15 protein-coding genes are annotated in these 15,866 nt (G+C 70.6%); 3 read left to right on the top strand and 12 right to left on the bottom strand.

Translation table 11 applies throughout. The features are described from left to right. Positions 1 to 3: 3 nt before the first annotated feature. Entirely contained in the window at positions 4 to 2,559 is a 2,556-nt protein-coding gene (locus tag ACIRPT_RS32010; protein WP_403833470.1) for a DUF4118 domain-containing protein, read from the bottom strand. 244 nt (positions 2,560 to 2,803) lie between these two features. Between ACIRPT_RS32010 and ACIRPT_RS32005 the strand changes: the two genes are divergently transcribed. Further along, entirely contained in the window at positions 2,804 to 3,334 is a 531-nt protein-coding gene (locus ACIRPT_RS32005; protein ID WP_403511443.1) for a GNAT family N-acetyltransferase, read from the top strand. Between the two features lie 192 nt (positions 3,335 to 3,526). Here the strand turns inward: ACIRPT_RS32005 and ACIRPT_RS32000 are convergent, their stop codons facing one another. Further along, positions 3,527 to 4,819, bottom strand: coding sequence for an MFS transporter (locus ACIRPT_RS32000; protein WP_403833467.1), 1,293 nt, complete (start codon positions 4,817 to 4,819; stop codon positions 3,527 to 3,529). A gap of 155 nt (positions 4,820 to 4,974) precedes the next feature. Here ACIRPT_RS32000 and ACIRPT_RS31995 point away from each other — a divergent pair, with 155 nt between their 5' ends. Beyond that, positions 4,975 to 5,328, top strand: coding sequence for an ArsR/SmtB family transcription factor (locus tag ACIRPT_RS31995; protein WP_403511448.1), 354 nt, complete (start codon positions 4,975 to 4,977; stop codon positions 5,326 to 5,328). A gap of 148 nt (positions 5,329 to 5,476) precedes the next feature. Here the strand turns inward: ACIRPT_RS31995 and kdpC are convergent, their stop codons facing one another. The 7 genes from kdpC to ACIRPT_RS31960 all read right to left on the bottom strand — a co-directional run bounded on the left by kdpC (position 5,477) and on the right by ACIRPT_RS31960 (position 12,328). Continuing rightward, positions 5,477 to 6,139, bottom strand: coding sequence for a potassium-transporting ATPase subunit KdpC (gene kdpC, locus ACIRPT_RS31990; RefSeq protein WP_403833464.1), 663 nt, complete (start codon positions 6,137 to 6,139; stop codon positions 5,477 to 5,479). A 5-nt stretch (positions 6,140 to 6,144) separates the two neighbouring features. Continuing rightward, positions 6,145 to 8,289, bottom strand: coding sequence for a potassium-transporting ATPase subunit KdpB (gene kdpB / locus ACIRPT_RS31985; protein WP_403833462.1), 2,145 nt, complete (start codon positions 8,287 to 8,289; stop codon positions 6,145 to 6,147). Further along, positions 8,286 to 10,001, bottom strand: a complete 1,716-nt coding sequence (kdpA, locus tag ACIRPT_RS31980) for a potassium-transporting ATPase subunit KdpA (protein WP_403833510.1) — start codon at positions 9,999 to 10,001, stop codon at positions 8,286 to 8,288. Before kdpA ends, kdpB begins: the two co-directional genes overlap by 4 nt. A 31-nt stretch (positions 10,002 to 10,032) precedes the next feature. Beyond that, the gene (kdpF, locus tag ACIRPT_RS31975; RefSeq protein WP_016575741.1) at positions 10,033 to 10,122 is read right to left on the bottom strand and encodes a K(+)-transporting ATPase subunit F; all 90 of its coding nucleotides are present in this window, start codon (positions 10,120 to 10,122) and stop codon (positions 10,033 to 10,035) included. 325 nt (positions 10,123 to 10,447) lie between these two features. After that, a complete protein-coding gene (locus ACIRPT_RS31970; protein ID WP_403833459.1) occupies positions 10,448 to 11,215 on the bottom strand; it encodes a DUF3710 domain-containing protein in 768 nt (255 codons plus the stop codon). Positions 11,216 to 11,219: 4 nt separating this feature from the next. Continuing rightward, entirely contained in the window at positions 11,220 to 11,738 is a 519-nt protein-coding gene (gene dut, locus ACIRPT_RS31965) for a dUTP diphosphatase (RefSeq protein ID WP_403833457.1), read from the bottom strand. Beyond that, the gene (locus ACIRPT_RS31960) at positions 11,735 to 12,328 is read right to left on the bottom strand and encodes a PaaI family thioesterase (RefSeq protein WP_403511463.1); all 594 of its coding nucleotides are present in this window, start codon (positions 12,326 to 12,328) and stop codon (positions 11,735 to 11,737) included. Before ACIRPT_RS31960 ends, dut begins: the two co-directional genes overlap by 4 nt. A 58-nt stretch (positions 12,329 to 12,386) precedes the next feature. On the opposite strand from ACIRPT_RS31960, the gene ACIRPT_RS31955 reads away from it, so the two are divergent. Next, positions 12,387 to 12,830, top strand: coding sequence for a DUF3093 domain-containing protein (locus ACIRPT_RS31955; RefSeq protein WP_403511466.1), 444 nt, complete (start codon positions 12,387 to 12,389; stop codon positions 12,828 to 12,830). 29 nt (positions 12,831 to 12,859) lie between these two features. On the opposite strand, the gene ACIRPT_RS31950 is transcribed toward ACIRPT_RS31955, so the two are convergent. The 3 genes from ACIRPT_RS31950 to ACIRPT_RS31940 form a co-directional block, all read right to left on the bottom strand. Continuing rightward, positions 12,860 to 13,621: a hypothetical protein gene (locus tag ACIRPT_RS31950; RefSeq protein WP_403833454.1), complete on the bottom strand. Its 762-nt coding sequence runs from the start codon at positions 13,619 to 13,621 to the stop codon at positions 12,860 to 12,862. A 101-nt stretch (positions 13,622 to 13,722) separates the two neighbouring features. Further along, positions 13,723 to 14,025, bottom strand: coding sequence for a DUF4193 domain-containing protein (locus tag ACIRPT_RS31945; protein WP_016575747.1), 303 nt, complete (start codon positions 14,023 to 14,025; stop codon positions 13,723 to 13,725). Positions 14,026 to 14,590: 565 nt separating this feature from the next. Continuing rightward, a complete protein-coding gene (locus ACIRPT_RS31940; RefSeq protein WP_403833451.1) occupies positions 14,591 to 15,865 on the bottom strand; it encodes a sensor histidine kinase in 1,275 nt (424 codons plus the stop codon). Position 15,866 lies beyond the last annotated feature (1 nt).

Genomic DNA, 15,866 nt, shown 5'->3' with positions numbered 1-15,866 from the left:
GGCTCATGTGATGGCCTGGGCGGGAAGGCCGGGGCGGACGAGGGGCCTGCCGGCCGCGGCCGACAGGGTCAGCACCATGGTCATACCGCCTCCAGGGGTGTCCTCGGCTGCGAGCGTGCCGCCCATCGCCTCCGCGAAGCCGCGGGCCACGGCGAGGCCCAGCCCCACTCCCGCGCCGCGCGGGGCATCCCCGTAGCGCTGGAAGGGCTCGAAGATCCGGCCCTTGGCGCTGTCCGGGACGCCGGGTCCGCGGTCGGCGATCCGCAGCTCCACCCGGTCGCCGAGCGCGCTGGCGGAGACCAGCACCGCCGCGCCGTCCGGGCTGTACTTCACGGCGTTCTCGACGAGATTGGCGACAGAACGTTCCAGCAGCCCCGGGTCGACGGCCACGATCGGCAGCTCCTCGGGGATGTCGAGGGTGACGCTGCCCTCCGGTACGCCGCCGAGCGCCATCGGGACCACCTCGTCGAGGTCGATCTCGCGGATCAGCGGGGTGACCGTGCCGGTCTGCAGCCGGGACATGTCCAGCAGGTTGCCGACCAGGTGGTCGAGCCGGTCGGCGCCCGCCTCGATGCCCGCCAGCAGCTCCGCCTCGTCCTCCGGGGACCAGGCGACGTCATCGGAGCGCAGGGAGGTGACCGACGCCTTGATGCTCGCGAGCGGGGTGCGCAGATCGTGGCTGACCGCGGCCAGCAGCGCCGTCCTGATCCGGTTGCCCTCGGCCAGCTCGCGGGCCCGCTCCGCCTCGCCCACCAGCCGCTGCCGGTCCAGTACGACGGCGGCCTGGGCGGCGAACGCGGCCAGCACCCGGCGGTCCTCGGCGGGCAGCACCCGGCCGGTCAGCGCCAGCGCCATGTGGTCGCCCACCGGCATGTCGACGTCGGCGTCCTCGGGGCGCAGCAGCGGCTCGCCGTCCTTGACGTCGCCGGCGCGGCCCGCACACGTCCACGGGTCGACGTCGCCGGCGCGTTCCAGCAGCACCACCGTGTCCATGCCGAACGTCTCGCGTACCCGCTCCAGCAGGGCGTCCAGCGTCGTCTCGCCGCGCAGCACGCTGCCCGCGAGGAAGGACAGGATCTCCGACTCGGCACGCAGCCGGGCGGCCTGGTGGGTGCGGCGGGCGGCGAGATCCACCACCGAGGCGACCGACACCGCCACCGCGAAGAAGACCGCGATGGCGACGATGTTCTTGGGGTCGCTGACCGTGAGGGTGTGGGTGGGCGGCGTGAAGTAGAAGTTGAGCAGCAGCGAGCCGACCGCGGCCGATGCCAGCGCCGGCAGTTGCCCGCCGAGCAGCGCCGCGACGACCGTCAGGAAGAGGAAGAGGAGGACGTCATTGGCCAGCCCGGGGCCGTTCGTGATGCCGGTGAGCAGCAGCGAGAGCAGCGCCGGACCGGCCACGCCGACCAGCCAGGCGGCCAGGATCCGGGCCCGCCCCAGCCGCACCCCGCGCGCCACCGGCAGCCCCCGGCCCTTGGCCACCTCGTCGTGCGTCACGATGTGCACATCGAGGTCGGGTCCCGACTCGCGGGCGACCGTGGCCCCCACGCCCGGTCCGAAGATGTACTGCCAGGCCTTGCGGCGACTCGATCCGAGCACGATCTGAGTGGCGTTCACCCCGCGCGCGAACTCCAGCAGGGCGAGCGGGATGTCGTCCCCGATGACGTGATGGAACGTACCGCCCAGGTCCTCCACCAGCGTGCGCTGGACGGCGAGTTCCTTGGGCGAGGCCGAGGTCAGCCCGTCGCTGCGCGCGATGTAGACGGCGAGTACCTCGCTGCCCGAGCCCTTCGCCGCCATCCGGGCCGCGCGGCGGATCAGCGTACGGCCCTCGGGGCCGCCGGTCAGCCCGACGACGATGCGCTCCCGCGCCTGCCAGGTGGAGCGGATCGAGTGCTCCGCGCGGTACTCCTGCAGGTATTCGTCCACCCGGTCGGCGACCCACAGCAGCGCCAGCTCGCGCAGCGCGGTGAGGTTGCCCGGCCGGAAGTAGTTGGACAGGGCGGCGTCGACCTTGTCGGACTGGTAGATGTTGCCGTGCGCCATCCGGCGGCGGAGCGCCTGTGGCGACATGTCGACCAATTCGATCTGGTCGGCGCGGCGGACGACCTCGTCCGGGACGGTCTCCTGCTGACGCACACCCGTTATCGACTCGACGACATCCCCGAGCGACTCCAGGTGCTGGATGTTGACGGTCGAGATCACATCGATCCCGGCTTCCAGCAACTCCTCGATGTCCTGCCAGCGCTTGTCGTTGCGCGACCCGGGGATGTTGGTGTGCGCGAGCTCGTCGACCAGCGCCACCGCCGGCCGTCGTTCCCGTACGGCGTCCACGTCCATTTCGGTGAATGACGTGCCGCGGTACTCCAGATCCCGGCGCGGGATGTGCTCGAGTCCGTGCAGCATCACCTCGGTACGCGGCCTGCCGTGGTGCTCGACGAAGCCGACCACGACATCCGTACCGCGCTCCATGCGCCGGTGCGCCTCGGACAACATGGCGTACGTCTTGCCGACGCCCGGTGCCGCGCCGAGATATATCCGTAGCTTGCCGCGTGCCATGGCCCCATTGTCTTACGTGAAGGCCGCCCCCACCGGGCTGGGCCTGCTGCGACCCTACAGACCCCACAGGGGGACAAAAGCCGCAGGTGGCGGCTTCGGGTGCGGTTTTGACGCGACTCTGATACACGGGCCGCCGCACCGTGGTCCGGAGACGCCCGCCCCCCTGCGCGGGCCCGTCCCGCCGCGCGGACCGGCCGCCGAAAACTCCGTCGCCCGGGCGCGCACCGACTGCGAGGATGCCCGCATGGCCGAGTTGCGTACCGCTCATACCTCCGCCCTGGACGCCGCCACCCTCAAGGCGGCCCGCACCCTGCTGTACGACGTGTTCGACGACATGACCGCGGAGGACTGGGAACACTCGCTCGGCGGTATCCATGCGCTGGTCCACGAGGACGGCGAACTCATCGGCCATGCGGCCGTCGTCCAGCGCCGGCTGCTGCACGGCGGCCGGGCGCTGCGCTGCGGCTATGTGGAGGGCGTCGGCGTCCGCGCGGACCGCCGCGGCCGGGGCCACGGCGCCGCCCTGATGGACGCCCTGGAAAGGGTGGTACGCGGCGCCTACGACCTCGGCGCGCTGGGCGCCGCCGAGGACGCCGCGGACTTCTACGCGGCGCGCGGCTGGCAGCTGTGGCGCGGCAGCTCCTGGACCCTGAGCCCGGACGGCATCCGCCGCACACCCGACGAGGACGGCTGCCTCTACGTCCTGCCGGCGGCGGCCGCGCTCGACCTCGACGCGGACCTCGCCTGCGACTGGCGCGAGGGTGACGTCTGGTAGCCGCGGCCTTCCCGGGCGGCACCCGTACGACCTGCGGACTGACGGGCGGTCACGGCACGCGGCCCGGTTCCGTTGCGCGGCCGCGTACCTCACGTACATGGGGTACGTGAGGTACGGGAGGCAACGGGACACCGACCGCTTTCGGCGGGCGGGAAGCCCCGGCCACGAGGCCGAGTTCGGGTCCGGCCGGGCTCAGCGCGTCGCGGGGGCGGCGCCTTCGGAGGCGGTGGACGCCGGACTCCCGGGCCCGCCGCTGCACGACGGACCGGCCTTCGTCGCCTCCCGCCGGCCGCCATCGGCTCCCGCGTCCACGTCCACATCCCCGGCCACGACCGTGCCCGCATGTGGCGTGCTCCGGCGCGTGGTGACGGCCGCCAGCACCAGTGCGACGAGCGTCAGCGCGGCCGAGGCGAGCGGGAACCAGTGGCTGCCGAGGACGGTGAGCGCGAGGCTGCCGACACCGCCCGCGGCGGCCATGCCCAGGTAGAGAGCGCTGCTGTTGAGGGAGATCAGCAGCGGCGCGTTGGGCGGGTCGAGGGAGGCCAGGCGGTGCGGCAGCGCGACGGCGACCGCCCAGGCGGCGAGCGGGGCGAGTGCGGCGTAGATCAGCGCGCCGGTCATCGTGGCGGAGGCCCAGGGCAGGACGAGGAACATCGTCGCGGCCAGTGCGCTGCCGGTGAGCTGGACGATGCGTACCCCCAGCCGGTCCACGGCCCGGCCTCCCAGCCAGTTGCCGGCGACCGAGGCGACTCCGGAGACGAGCATGATCAGGCTGAGCCGGCCGGCGTCGCCGCCGGTGGCAGGGCGTACCGCCGTGCCGAGGAAGATGTAGACGACGTTGATGGCCAGGAAGAACGTCAGGGTGGTGGCGGCGGCGCCCAGGACGCGGCGATTGCGCAGCGGGACGAGGCGGGCGCGCAGGCCGGGTGCGGCGGTGGGGGCCGGCAGGCCGCGCAGCAGGAGGGCGAGGCCCAGGAACGCGGCGGCCCCCAGGACCACCACCAGCCACATCGTCAGCCGCCAGTCGGTGCGGCCGATGTAGGTGCCCAGGGGCACGCCGAGCGCGGTGGCCACCGTCATACCGCCGAGGACGGTGGCCAGCGCGCGGCCGCGCCGCTCGGGCGGTACGAGGGTGGTGGCCACGGCGTTGGCGGTGGGCGTGTAGAGCGCGGCGCCGGCCGCCGCCAGCACCCGGGTGGCCAGCAGGACCGGATAGTTGGGCGCCACGGCGCTGAGCGCATTGGCCACGGTGAAGACGGTGAGCGCGGCCAGCAGCACACCGCGGCGCGGCCATCTGGCGGCGGCGGTCGCGAGCACCGGGGCGAGCACCGCGTAGGACAGGGCGAAGACGGTGACCATCTGGCCGGCCGCCGGGACGGAGATGCCCAGGTCGCGGGCCACGAGGCCGAGGATGCCGGCCATGACCATGGAATCGGTGCCCATGGCGAAGGTGCCCAGGGCGAGCAGCAGCAGACGAAGACGCACGGAAGTCCTTCCCAGCACGGAGGGGAGAGGGCGGGTAAGTTTGACGTGCGTCAAACAATAGAGACTGTTGGATGATTGTCAAACAATTTGGGGAGAGGGAGCCGGGAGGGAAATTAGGGTGTGCGGGTGCAGAGGAGCGACGGAAGGAGGCCGCGGTGAGCGGCGGCGCTGCGGATGACGGCGAGGGTGTGCTGCTGGAGCAGCCGGAGACCGCGGACATCGAGCTGGTGAAGGTGCTGCATGCGCTCGGGGATCCGACCCGGCTGCACCTGTTGCGGATCTACGCGAGCGGCGAGCAGTACGACTGCTCTTCGGAGCGGCTGGGACTCGGCCATCTGCACAAGTCAACGGTGTCGCACCATATGCGGATCATGCGCGAGGCCGGGATCACCTCCACGCGGGTCGTCGGCCGCAACCGCTATGTGCAACTGCGCCGCGCCGACCTCGGCACAAGGTTTCCCGGCCTGCTGGAGGCGTTGCTGACGTCCCTTGAGGACGAGGCCCTTTAGGACGAGGGCCCTTTAAGGGGTGCCCGAGGCGCACTCCCCCACCGTCGGGCGTACGGGCGTACGGCGGCGACCAGCCGTACGCGGCTGAACACGGCACGACGGGCGGCCCCGGGAACATCTCCCCGGTACCGCCCGCCGCGCCGACCGCTCAGCCCTGGCTCCGCACCAGCTCCTTCAGCGCGATGTTCAGCTCGAGGACGTTCACCCGCGGTTCGCCCATGAAGCCCAGGGCGCGTCCCTCGGTGTGGTCCTCGACCAGCTGCCGGACCTTGCCGGCGGGAAGGTGGTTCTCCTGGGCCACCCGAGCGGCCTGCAGCCGCGCGAACTCCGGGGAGATGTCGGGGTCGAGGCCGGAGCCGGAGGACGTCACCGCATCCGCCGGGACCTTCGACTCGGGGACCCCGTACGTCGTGGCGACCCACTTCTTGCGTTCCTTCACCGCCCTGATCAGATCGGTGTTGGTGGCACCCAGGTTGGAGGCACCGGAGACCTGGAGGTCGTACTGCGTGTTGACGCCGTTGGTCTTGTTGCTGCCCAGCCCCGCCGACGGGCGCGGCTGGAAGAACTTCAGGTCCGGTATGGGATTTCCGGCCTTGTCCCGGCCCTTGTCGTAGCGCTGGCCGATCAGCGAGGAGCCGACGGCATTGCCCCGGTAACTCACCTCGGAGCCGTTGGCCTTGCCGGCGAACGCCGCCTGCGCCACTCCGGTGACCACCAGCGGGTAGATGACCCCGCAGACCACGGTCAGTACGAGCAGGGCGCGCAGCCCCGCCCCGATCAACCGGGCGGTGTTGCTTACGGAGTTGTTCATGGCGGTCACCCGATTCCGGGGATGAGAGAGATGAGCAGGTCGATGAGCTTGATGCCGATGAAGGGGGCGATCAGGCCGCCGAGCCCGTAGACGGCGAGGTTGCGCCGAAGCATCTTGTCGGCGCTGACCGGGCGGTACTGCACGCCCTTGAGGGCGAGCGGCACCAGCGCGATGATGATCAGCGCGTTGAAGATGATCGCGGAGAGGATCGCGGAGTTGGGGCTGGAGAGCCGCATGATGTTGAGGGTGTCCAGGCCCGGGTAGGCCACCGCGAACATCGCCGGGATGATCGCGAAGTACTTCGCGACGTCGTTGGCGATGGAGAAGGTCGTCAGCGCCCCGCGGGTGATCAGCAGCTGCTTGCCGATCTCGACGATCTCGATGAGCTTGGTCGGGTTGGAGTCCAGGTCCACCATGTTCCCGGCCTCCTTGGCGGCCGAGGTCCCGGTGTTCATGGCCACACCGACATCCGCCTGCGCCAGCGCCGGAGCGTCGTTCGTCCCGTCGCCGGTCATCGCGACCAGCTTGCCGCCCGCCTGCTCCCGCTTGATGAGCGCCATCTTGTCCTCGGGCGTCGCCTCCGCCAGGAAGTCGTCCACCCCCGCCTCATCCGCGATCGCCTTCGCCGTCAGCGGGTTGTCGCCCGTGATCATGACGGTCTTGATGCCCATCCGGCGCAGCTCGACGAAGCGTTCGCGCATGCCGTCCTTGACGACGTCCTTGAGGTGGATGACGCCCAGGACGCGCGGACCGCGCTCGTCCTCCAGAGCGACCAGCAGCGGCGTGCCGCCGGCCTGCGCAATGGTGTCGGTGAGCTGCTGGGCGTCGTCGGCGACGGTGCCGCCGCGCTCCTTGACCCAGGCGATCACCGAACCGGTCGCGCCCTTGCGGACCTTGCGGCCGTCCACGTCCACGCCCGACATACGGGTCTGCGCGGTGAACGGGATCCACTCCGCGTCCACCAACTCACCCTGGTGCCGCTCGCGCAGCCCGTACTTCTCCTTGGCGAGGACCACGATGGAGCGGCCCTCGGGCGTCTCGTCGGCCAGCGAGGACAGCTGCGCGGCGTCCGCGACCTCCGCCTCGGTCGTCCCCCGTACGGGCACGAACTCGGCGGCCTGGCGGTTGCCGAGGGTGATGGTGCCGGTCTTGTCGAGCAGCAATGTCGATACATCGCCCGCCGCTTCGACGGCGCGTCCTGACATCGCCAGGACGTTGCGCTGCACGAGCCGGTCCATGCCGGCGATGCCGATGGCCGACAGCAGCGCGCCGATCGTCGTCGGGATCAGACAGACCAGCAGCGCGAGCAGCACGATCATGGGCTGTTCGGCGCCGGCGTAGATCGCGAACGGCTGGAGGGTGACGACCGCCAGCAGGAAGACGATGGTGAGCGACGCGAGCAGGATGTTCAGCGCGATCTCATTGGGGGTCTTCTGCCGTGCGGCGCCCTCGACGAGGTTGATCATCCGGTCGATGAAGGTCTCGCCGGGCTTCGTCGTGATCTTGATGACGATGCGGTCGGAGAGGACCTTCGTACCGCCGGTGACGGCCGAGCGGTCGCCGCCCGACTCCCGGATCACCGGGGCCGATTCGCCCGTGATCGCGGACTCGTCCACCGAGGCGACGCCTTCGACGACATCGCCGTCACCGGGAATGATGTCGCCGGCCTCACAGACGACGAGGTCCCCGATGCGCAGCTCGGTACCGGGTACCTGCTCCTCCGTCGCACCGCTCAGCCGGCGCGCCACGGTATCGGTCTTGGCCTTGCGCAGGGTGTCGGCCTGCGCCTTGCCGCGGCCCTCGGCGACCGCCTCGGCGAGGTTGGCGAAGATGACGGTCAGCCACAGCCAGACCGCGATCGCCCAGCCGAACCAGTCCGAGGGGGACGTGCACGCGAAGATCGTGGTCAGCACGGAACCGACCTCGACCACGAACATCACGGGGGACTTGACCATCACCCGCGGGTCGAGCTTGCGTATCGCGTCCGGGAAGGACTTGACCAGCTGCTTGGGGTCGAAGAGACCGCCGCCCACACGGCCGTCGTCGGGCTTGTGCCCGCTGGGGACGTCCTGGTGCGGAGCGCGCGTCGGAGTAGCTGTCGAACTGGAGGCCATGGAGCCGGGCCCTTCCGGTTTCACAGGGGCGGTCATGACAGACCCTCCGCCAGCGGCCCGAGGGCCAGCGCCGGGAAGTACGTCAGACCGGTGATGATCAGGATCGTGCCGACGAGCAGCCCGGCGAAGAGCGGCTTTTCGGTACGGAGGGTGCCCGCGGTCTCGGGGATCGGCTTCTGCTCGGCGAGCGAGCCGGCCAGCGCGAGCACGAACACCATCGGCAGGAAGCGGCCGAGCAGCATCGCCAGACCGATCGTGGTGTTGTACCAGGGGGTGTTGGCGTTCAGTCCGGCGAAGGCGGAGCCGTTGTTGTTGGCGCCGGAGGTGAACGCGTAGAGCACCTCGGAGAAGCCGTGCGAACCGGCGCCCATGGCCTTGGTGTTGAGAATCGAGCCCAGCGCGTCCGGCAGCACCATGGACGCGGCGGTGAAGCCGAGCACCAGGGTGGGCGTGATGAGGATGTAGCAGGCGGCGAGCTTGATCTCGCGGGTGCCGATCTTCTTGCCGAGGTACTCGGGCGTACGGCCCACCATCAGGCCCGCGATGAACACCGCGATGATCGCCATGACGAGCATGCCGTAGAGGCCGGATCCCACGCCGCCGGGGGCGATCTCACCCAGCATCATGCCGAGCAGCTGGATGCCGCCGCCGAAGGCGGTGAACGAGGAGTGGAAGGAGTCCACTGCTCCGGTGGAGGTCAGGGTGGTGGCCACGGAGAAGATCGCGGAGGAACCGGTACCGAACCGGGTCTCCTTGCCTTCCATGGCGGCGCCCGCGGCCTGCAGGGCCGGGCCGCCGTGAGCGAACTCGGTCCACATCATCAGGGCGGTGAAGCCGAGCCAGATCACGCCCATGGTGGCGAGGATCGCGTAGCCCTGCTTCACATTGCCGACGAGCCTGCCGAAGGTGCGGGTCAGCGCGAACGGGATGACCAGGATCAGGAAGATCTCGAAGAGGTTGGTGAAGGCGCCGGGGTTCTCGAAGGGGTGGGCGGAGTTGGCGTTGAAGTAGCCGCCTCCGTTGGTGCCCAGCTCCTTGATGACCTCCTGGGACGCCACCGCGCCGCCGTTGGTCTGCTGGGTACCGCCCATGAACTGTCCGACCTCGTGGATGCCGGAGAAGTTCTGGACGGCGCCGCAGGCCACCAGGACGATGGCGCCGACGACGGCGATCGGGACGAGCACCCGTACGGTGCCGCGCACCAGGTCGGCCCAGAAGTTGCCGAGGTCGCCCGTACGGATGGGGGTCCCCCCTGCTCGAGCGGAGCCGAGGGTTCGGGGGAGGGCGAAGCCGCGGACCAGGGCGATCGCGATGGCCATACCGGTGGCCGCGGAGACGAAGTTCTGCACCGCGAGCCCGGCGGTCTGCACGACGTGGCCCATGGCCTGCTCGCCGCTGTAGGACTGCCAGTTGGTGTTGGCGACGAAGGATGCGGCGGTGTTGAACGCCTGGTCCGGGCTGATCGAGGCGAAGCCGAGGGACAGCGGCAGGCCGCCCTGGAGGCGTTGCAGCAGGTAGAGGAAGAGCACACCCGCCGCGGAGAAGGCCAGAACGCCGCGCAGATAGGCCGGCCAGCGCATCTGGGCGTCCGCGTTGGCGCCGATGCAGCGGTAGATGATCTTCTCGACGCGGAGGTGCCTGGGGGAGCTGTAGACGGCGGCCATGTAGTCGCCGAGCGGACGGTACGCCAGGGCCAGCGCCGCGATCAGCGCTATCAGCTGGAGCACACTTGCGAGAACGGGGCTCATGTGGCCCGCTGCGGCAGCAGCAGTCGTCACCTTAGAACCTCTCCGGGAAGACGAGGGCGAGGACCAGGTAACCGAGCAGGGCGACGGCAACGATGAGGCCGACGATGTTCTCGATGGTCACAGCTTCGCCACCCCCTTGGCGACGAGGGCCACCAGCGCGAAGACCGCGACCGTGACAACGACGAAGGCCACGTCGGCCATCGTGTGCTCCTAGAGGGACGGGGGATGAGGACCCCCAAAGCAAAGCGCCCTTCCGACGTCATATGACCGCCATTGACGCCTCCCTTACGGCCATTAGCGCTCCGTTGACGAATTCCATACGCGTGCCGACCTGACCTGCACAAACACCAAGGGCCCGCACCCCCTCAACGGGGATACGGGCCCTCACGACCCTCGCGATCCGGCCGACCTGGGCGCATCCGCGCGCCGGCCGGTCCGGGGATGTGTCAGCGGATCTCGGTGATCTCCGGACCGCGCTCCAGGCGGTCCACGCCGCCGCCGAAGCGCGAGCCTCCGGCCGCGTCCTGCTGCACACCGTCCGGCACCATCTGGGCGTCGTCCGGCAGCTTCAGGACGATCGGGTCGCGCGGCGCCATCGGGGCCTCGCCACGGACGATCACGGTGTCCCGGAAGATGTGCTCCAGCACCCCGGCGGCCTGCGGCTGCACCGCGCCCTGCCCGGAGATCACACCGCGCAGGAACCACCTGGGGCCGTCGATGCCGACGAAGCGCACGACCTGCACGCCGTTCGTCCCGTCCGGCAGCTGTACGGGGACCTGCGCGCGCAGCTCCCAGCCCAACGGGCCCTCGACCTCGTCGATGGCGCCGCCCTGCTGGGTGATGCCGGAGGCGATCTCCTCGCGGACCTCGCCCCAGATGCCTTCGTTCCTGGGGGCGGCGAAGGCCTGCAGCTGTACGGCGCTGTCCTGCAGCACCACGGTCGCGGCGACGATCGCGTCCCCGGCGACCTCCACCCGCAGCTCCATGCCCTCGACACCGGGCACGAACAGACCGCCGAGGTCCACCCGGCCCTCGCCGGGCTCCTTGACCTCCGACGAGTCCCAGGGGCCGTCGGGCCGCGGCGCGGGCGGGAGGTTGAGCCGCTGCTCGCTCGCCTCGTCCTCGTCGGCGTCGCTCACCGCTGCCTCCTCGGCGAGCGCGGTGTCCTGCGTCGGCTCCTCGTGAGCCTCGTTCTTCTTGCGACGTCCGAACACGTCACTATCCTTCCCGGTCGGCACCGACCGACGCGTATCCATTCCCGCCCGTGGAGCCACCCACCGCCGCATGACCGCCGGTGGAACCAAATCCCCCCTCGGCCCGCGCCGAGCCGGGAAGTTCCGCCACCTCGTGGAAGCGCACCTTCTCGACCTGCTGGACGACCAGTTGGGCGATCCGGTCGAACCTCTCGAACCGCACACTCTCGCGCGGGTCCAGATTGACCACGATCACCTTGATCTCCCCACGGTACCCGGCATCGACCGTCCCGGGAGCATTCACCAACGCCAGGCCGCACCGGGCGGCGAGACCCGAGCGGGGGTGCACAAATGCCGCATACCCATCGGGCAGTGCGATCGACACCCCGGTGGGCAGCACGGCGCGCTCCCCCGGCGCCAGCTCGGCGGCCGCGGTGGTCACCAGATCCACACCCGCGTCACCGGGATGCCCGTACGACGGAACGGGCACCTCCGGATCCAGCCGCCGCAGCAGCACATCCACCGGATTCCGTACCTGACTCACGGGTTCACCTCGAAGGCACGCGCTCGCTTGACCTGGTCCGGGTCGGCCATCGCCGCCTGGATCTCCTCGGTCCGTCCGTTGTCGATGAAGTGATCGACCTTGACCTCGATGAACACGGCCTCCGCGCGCACCGCGACCGGGCCTTCGGGCCCGCCTATCCGGCCCACGGCACTCGAGTAGATCTTCCGGCCGTGCACCGCGGTGACCCGCGCGTCCAGGTGCAGCACGGTGTCCAGCGGCACCGGCAGCAGGAAGTCCGTCTCCAGCCGGCCGGTCACCGCGATCACCCGCAGCAGCCAGTTCAGCGAGCCGAGCGTCTCGTCCAGCGCGGTGGCCAGCACTCCGCCGTGCGCGAGGCCCGGGGCGCCCTGGTGGGCCTCCTTGACGGTGAACTCGGCCCGTACGCTCACACCGTCGCCGGCCCGCGCCTCCAGGTGCAGGCCGTGCGGCTGACCCGTACCGCAGCCGAAGCACCGGTCGTAGTGCGCGCCGAGGAGTTCGCCGGGTGCCGGCGCCTCCGGATGCCGCACCGGAGCGACGGCGTCCTTCGGTGGCGTCAGCCGCCCCCTGGGTTCGTCAGTTCCACTCACGAGTGCAGACCCTACCCGCGCGCGTAACGGGCCCGCGCCGCCGTGCCAAGCTGGAGCCATGCAGTCGTACGAAGAACGCCTCACCGCGCCCCGGTCCTGGTGGGTGATCGCCGCGCTGATCGGCGTCGCCTGCGCCCTGATGCTGCTCCCGCTGGGAACGCTGCCGATGCTCGGCGGGCTGATCGGCGGCGCGGCGCTCTCGGCGGTGGCGGTGAGCTCGTACGGCTCGGCGCGGATCCGGGTGGTCGGCGACTCGCTGATCGCGGGTGACGCGAAGATCCCGGTGGCGGCGCTGGGCGAGGCGCGGGCGCTGGACGCGGACGAGGCGCTGGCCTGGCGCACGCACAAGGCCGATGCGCGGGCCTTCATGCTGCTGCGCGGCTATATCCGTACCGCGGTGCGGGTGGAGATCACCGATCCCGGGGACCCGACGCCGTACGCATATCTCTCGACGCGCGAGCCGGAGCGCCTGGTGGCGGCGCTGGCGGCCGTACGCGCCTGACGGCGCGGCGGTCGGCGCCCAAGGGGCCGTCAGGCCCGTAGGGGGCCCGGAAGGGCGTCCCAGGGGACCTGGGCGGCGCGCAGGTCCTTGCGGATCTTGTGGGCCAGCCGTCCCGTGTCGCGGCGGTTCATGAACGCGCCCACGGCGGCGCCCACCAGGAACGGCGTGAGGTTGGGAAGGTTGCGCAGGGTGCGCTTCATGACCTGCTGACGCAGTTCGCGCCGCATCTGCGCGCCCAGCGCGATGTTCAGGGTCGCGGGCTTGGTGATCTCGATGCCCCGCTCCTCCGTCCAGGAGGTCAGCATGGCCATCGCGCGCTGTCTGCGGTTCCCCGGGGGCCGCAGGCCGTAGACCTCGTGGAGCTCGGCGATCAGCTTGATCTCCACGGAGGCGACGCCGACGATCTCGGCGGTCAGCTCGTACAGCATGGCGGGCGGTGCGGGCAGCATCGCCGCCGCGCCCACGCCCGCGCCGACGGTGGCGGTGCCCTTGCAGGCACCCGCGACCAGCTTGTCCGCCAGCTCCTCGGGGGTCAGGCCGGGAAACTGCGCGCGCAAGGTGGCAAGGTCGCGGACCGGGATGCGCGGGGCGGTGTCGACGATCCGGTCGGCGATGGCCGCGACTCTCGCCCGCGCGCCGGCGCGGCCGGTCCGGGCACCGCGGACGGCCGTGGCCCCGAGCGAGGCCGTGCGGCCTCTCCCCCGCTCTCGGCTTCGCCCGAGCGGGCGGTGCCCCCACTGCGGTGTGCCGGTCGTCCGCTCCGCGGGCAGGGCGGTCGGGTCGGCGGGCACGGGCGCGTTTTCTTCGCGTGATCGTGCGCCGGCCGCCGGACCTTTCTCGCCCCTTGGTCCCTTACGGAACGGGTTCACGCCTGGCACGGCGTCGGCCGTTCTCAGGCCGCGCAGTCGCGGCAGATCGGGTTGCCGTTCTTGTCCTCCGCGGCCAGCTGACTGCGGTGGTGGACCAGGAAGCAGCTCATGCACGTGAACTCGTCCTGCTGCTTGGGCAGCACGCGCACCGCAAGCTCTTCGTTGGACAGGTCCGCGCCGGGCAGTTCCAGGCCCTCGGCCTGCTCGAACTCGTCGACGTCGACGGCCGAGGCGGACTTGTCGTTCCGCCGCGACTTCAGTTCTTCGATGCTGTCCTCATTGAGGTCGTCATCGGTCTTGCGTGGGGTGTCGTAATCCGTAGCCATTTTCGCTCTCCCCCTCTGGGTGTCTGCGGTGTCTCAGCGCTCGTAACGCGTGAGAGGCCGGACTTGTGCCCGACCTGAGGCGGAGATTTTGCCTCACATCAAGGTCTGTTACTCAATCGACACCCAACCGCACCCCTGAAGAGGTGATCGGTTTGGATGGCGATCAGGACCGTACACGGTCCGAAAGTCGCACCTCGCGCAGCCCATCACGTGTACTTCCCGTGATCAGGCCCCCGGGAAACCCGGATTTTCCCGGCTTTCTACCAGGTATTTTGATCACTCACTGTAGATGGCCGGAAATTCGCGCTTGTGAGGGATCACACACGCCCCGGGCGCCGGAAGGACCGGCCGAATTCCGCGCAAAGCGAACTCGGGGCGAAGGATCCATGGTGACCGGCCTTCTCGTCAAACCGGGAGGCGAGGCGGTGTACGGCCGTCCGGCGGGCGATCATGCGCACGCATGTCCGAAACCGTCGGAGAGCCCGCGCGACGCCTCCAGCGGCCGCACAGCCCCGCGCACGGCCCCGCCGGGCGCCACGCGACGATCGCCCGGCGCCCGGCGGGCTCAGAGCGGCAGGACGACCCGCACCACCAGCCCGCCGCCCTCGCGCGGCTCGGCCGTGATGCTGCCGTCGTGGGCACGCACCACCGAGCGCACGATGGACAGGCCCAGGCCCACGCCCTTGTCGCTGCCGGTGCGCTCGGTGCGCAGCCGCCGGAACGGCTCGAAGAGGTTCTCGATCTCATAGGCCGGGACGACCGGCCCGGTGTTGGAGACCACCATGACCGCGCAGCCGGGCTGCGGCTCCGTACCGACCTCGACCCATCCGTCCTCGGGGACGTTGTAGCGCACGGCGTTCTGGACGAGGTTCAGCGCGATCCGCTCCAGCAGGACGCCGTTGCCCTGGACGAAGACCTGCTGGCGGACGCCGCGCAGCTCCACGCCCTTCGAGTGCGCCTCCTCGCGGGTCTGGTCGACGGCCTGGGCGGCGACCTCGGAGAGATCGACGGGCTTCTTGTCGACGACCCTGTTCTCGCTGCGGGCGAGCAGCAAGAGTCCCTCCACCAGCTGCTCGCTGCGCTCGTTGGTCGCCAGCAGCGTCTTGCCGAGCTGCGCGAGCTCGGGGGACGCGTCCGGGTCGGCGAGCTGGACCTCCAGCAAGGTGCGGTTGATCGCCAGAGGGGTACGCAACTCGTGCGAGGCATTGGAGACGAAGCGACGCTGCGACTCGAAGGCCCGGTCCAGGCGGTCCAGCATCTCGTCGAAGGTGTCGGCGAGCTCCTTCAGCTCGTCGTCGGGCCCGCCCAGCTCGATCCGCCGGTGTAGATCGGAACCCGCCACCCGCTGGGCGGTGCGCGTGATGCGGCCCAGCGGGGAGAGCACCCGGCCTGCCATGGCGTAGCCGAAGGCGAAGGCGACGAGGGTCAGGCCGAGCAGGGCGAGGAGGGAGCGGTTGAGGAGGGTGTTGAGGGCCCCCGCACGCTGGTGCTGAAGACACCCGGCGACCGCGCTGTTGAGCTGATCCACGGCAATGACGGGGGAGGACAGCCCGCGGCAGCTGGCGCTTTCGATCGTCAGCTCCTTCGCGCCCACGATCTTGAAGGGGAGCTGGTTTCCCATGCTCAGCGCGTCGGCGGCCAGCATGTAGATGATCGTCAGCAGCACGATGCCGGCCATCAGGAACATGCCGCCGTACAGCAGCGTCAGCCGTATCCGGATCGTGGGCCGCAGCCAGGGGAACGGCCGGATGCTGGTCGGCGGCCGGGGGTCCCAGGTGGGCTTGGGCGGGGTGGCGGGGGGCGGCGTGTGCGCCTTGGAGAACGAAGGCAGGGAAGGCATC

Source organism: Streptomyces sp. NPDC101227, assembly GCF_044767545.1.
Classification (GTDB): Bacteria; Actinomycetota; Actinomycetes; order Streptomycetales; family Streptomycetaceae; genus Streptomyces.
The sequence above is the reverse complement of the archived record's forward strand: the minus strand, read 5'-3'. Positions and strand labels throughout refer to the sequence as shown.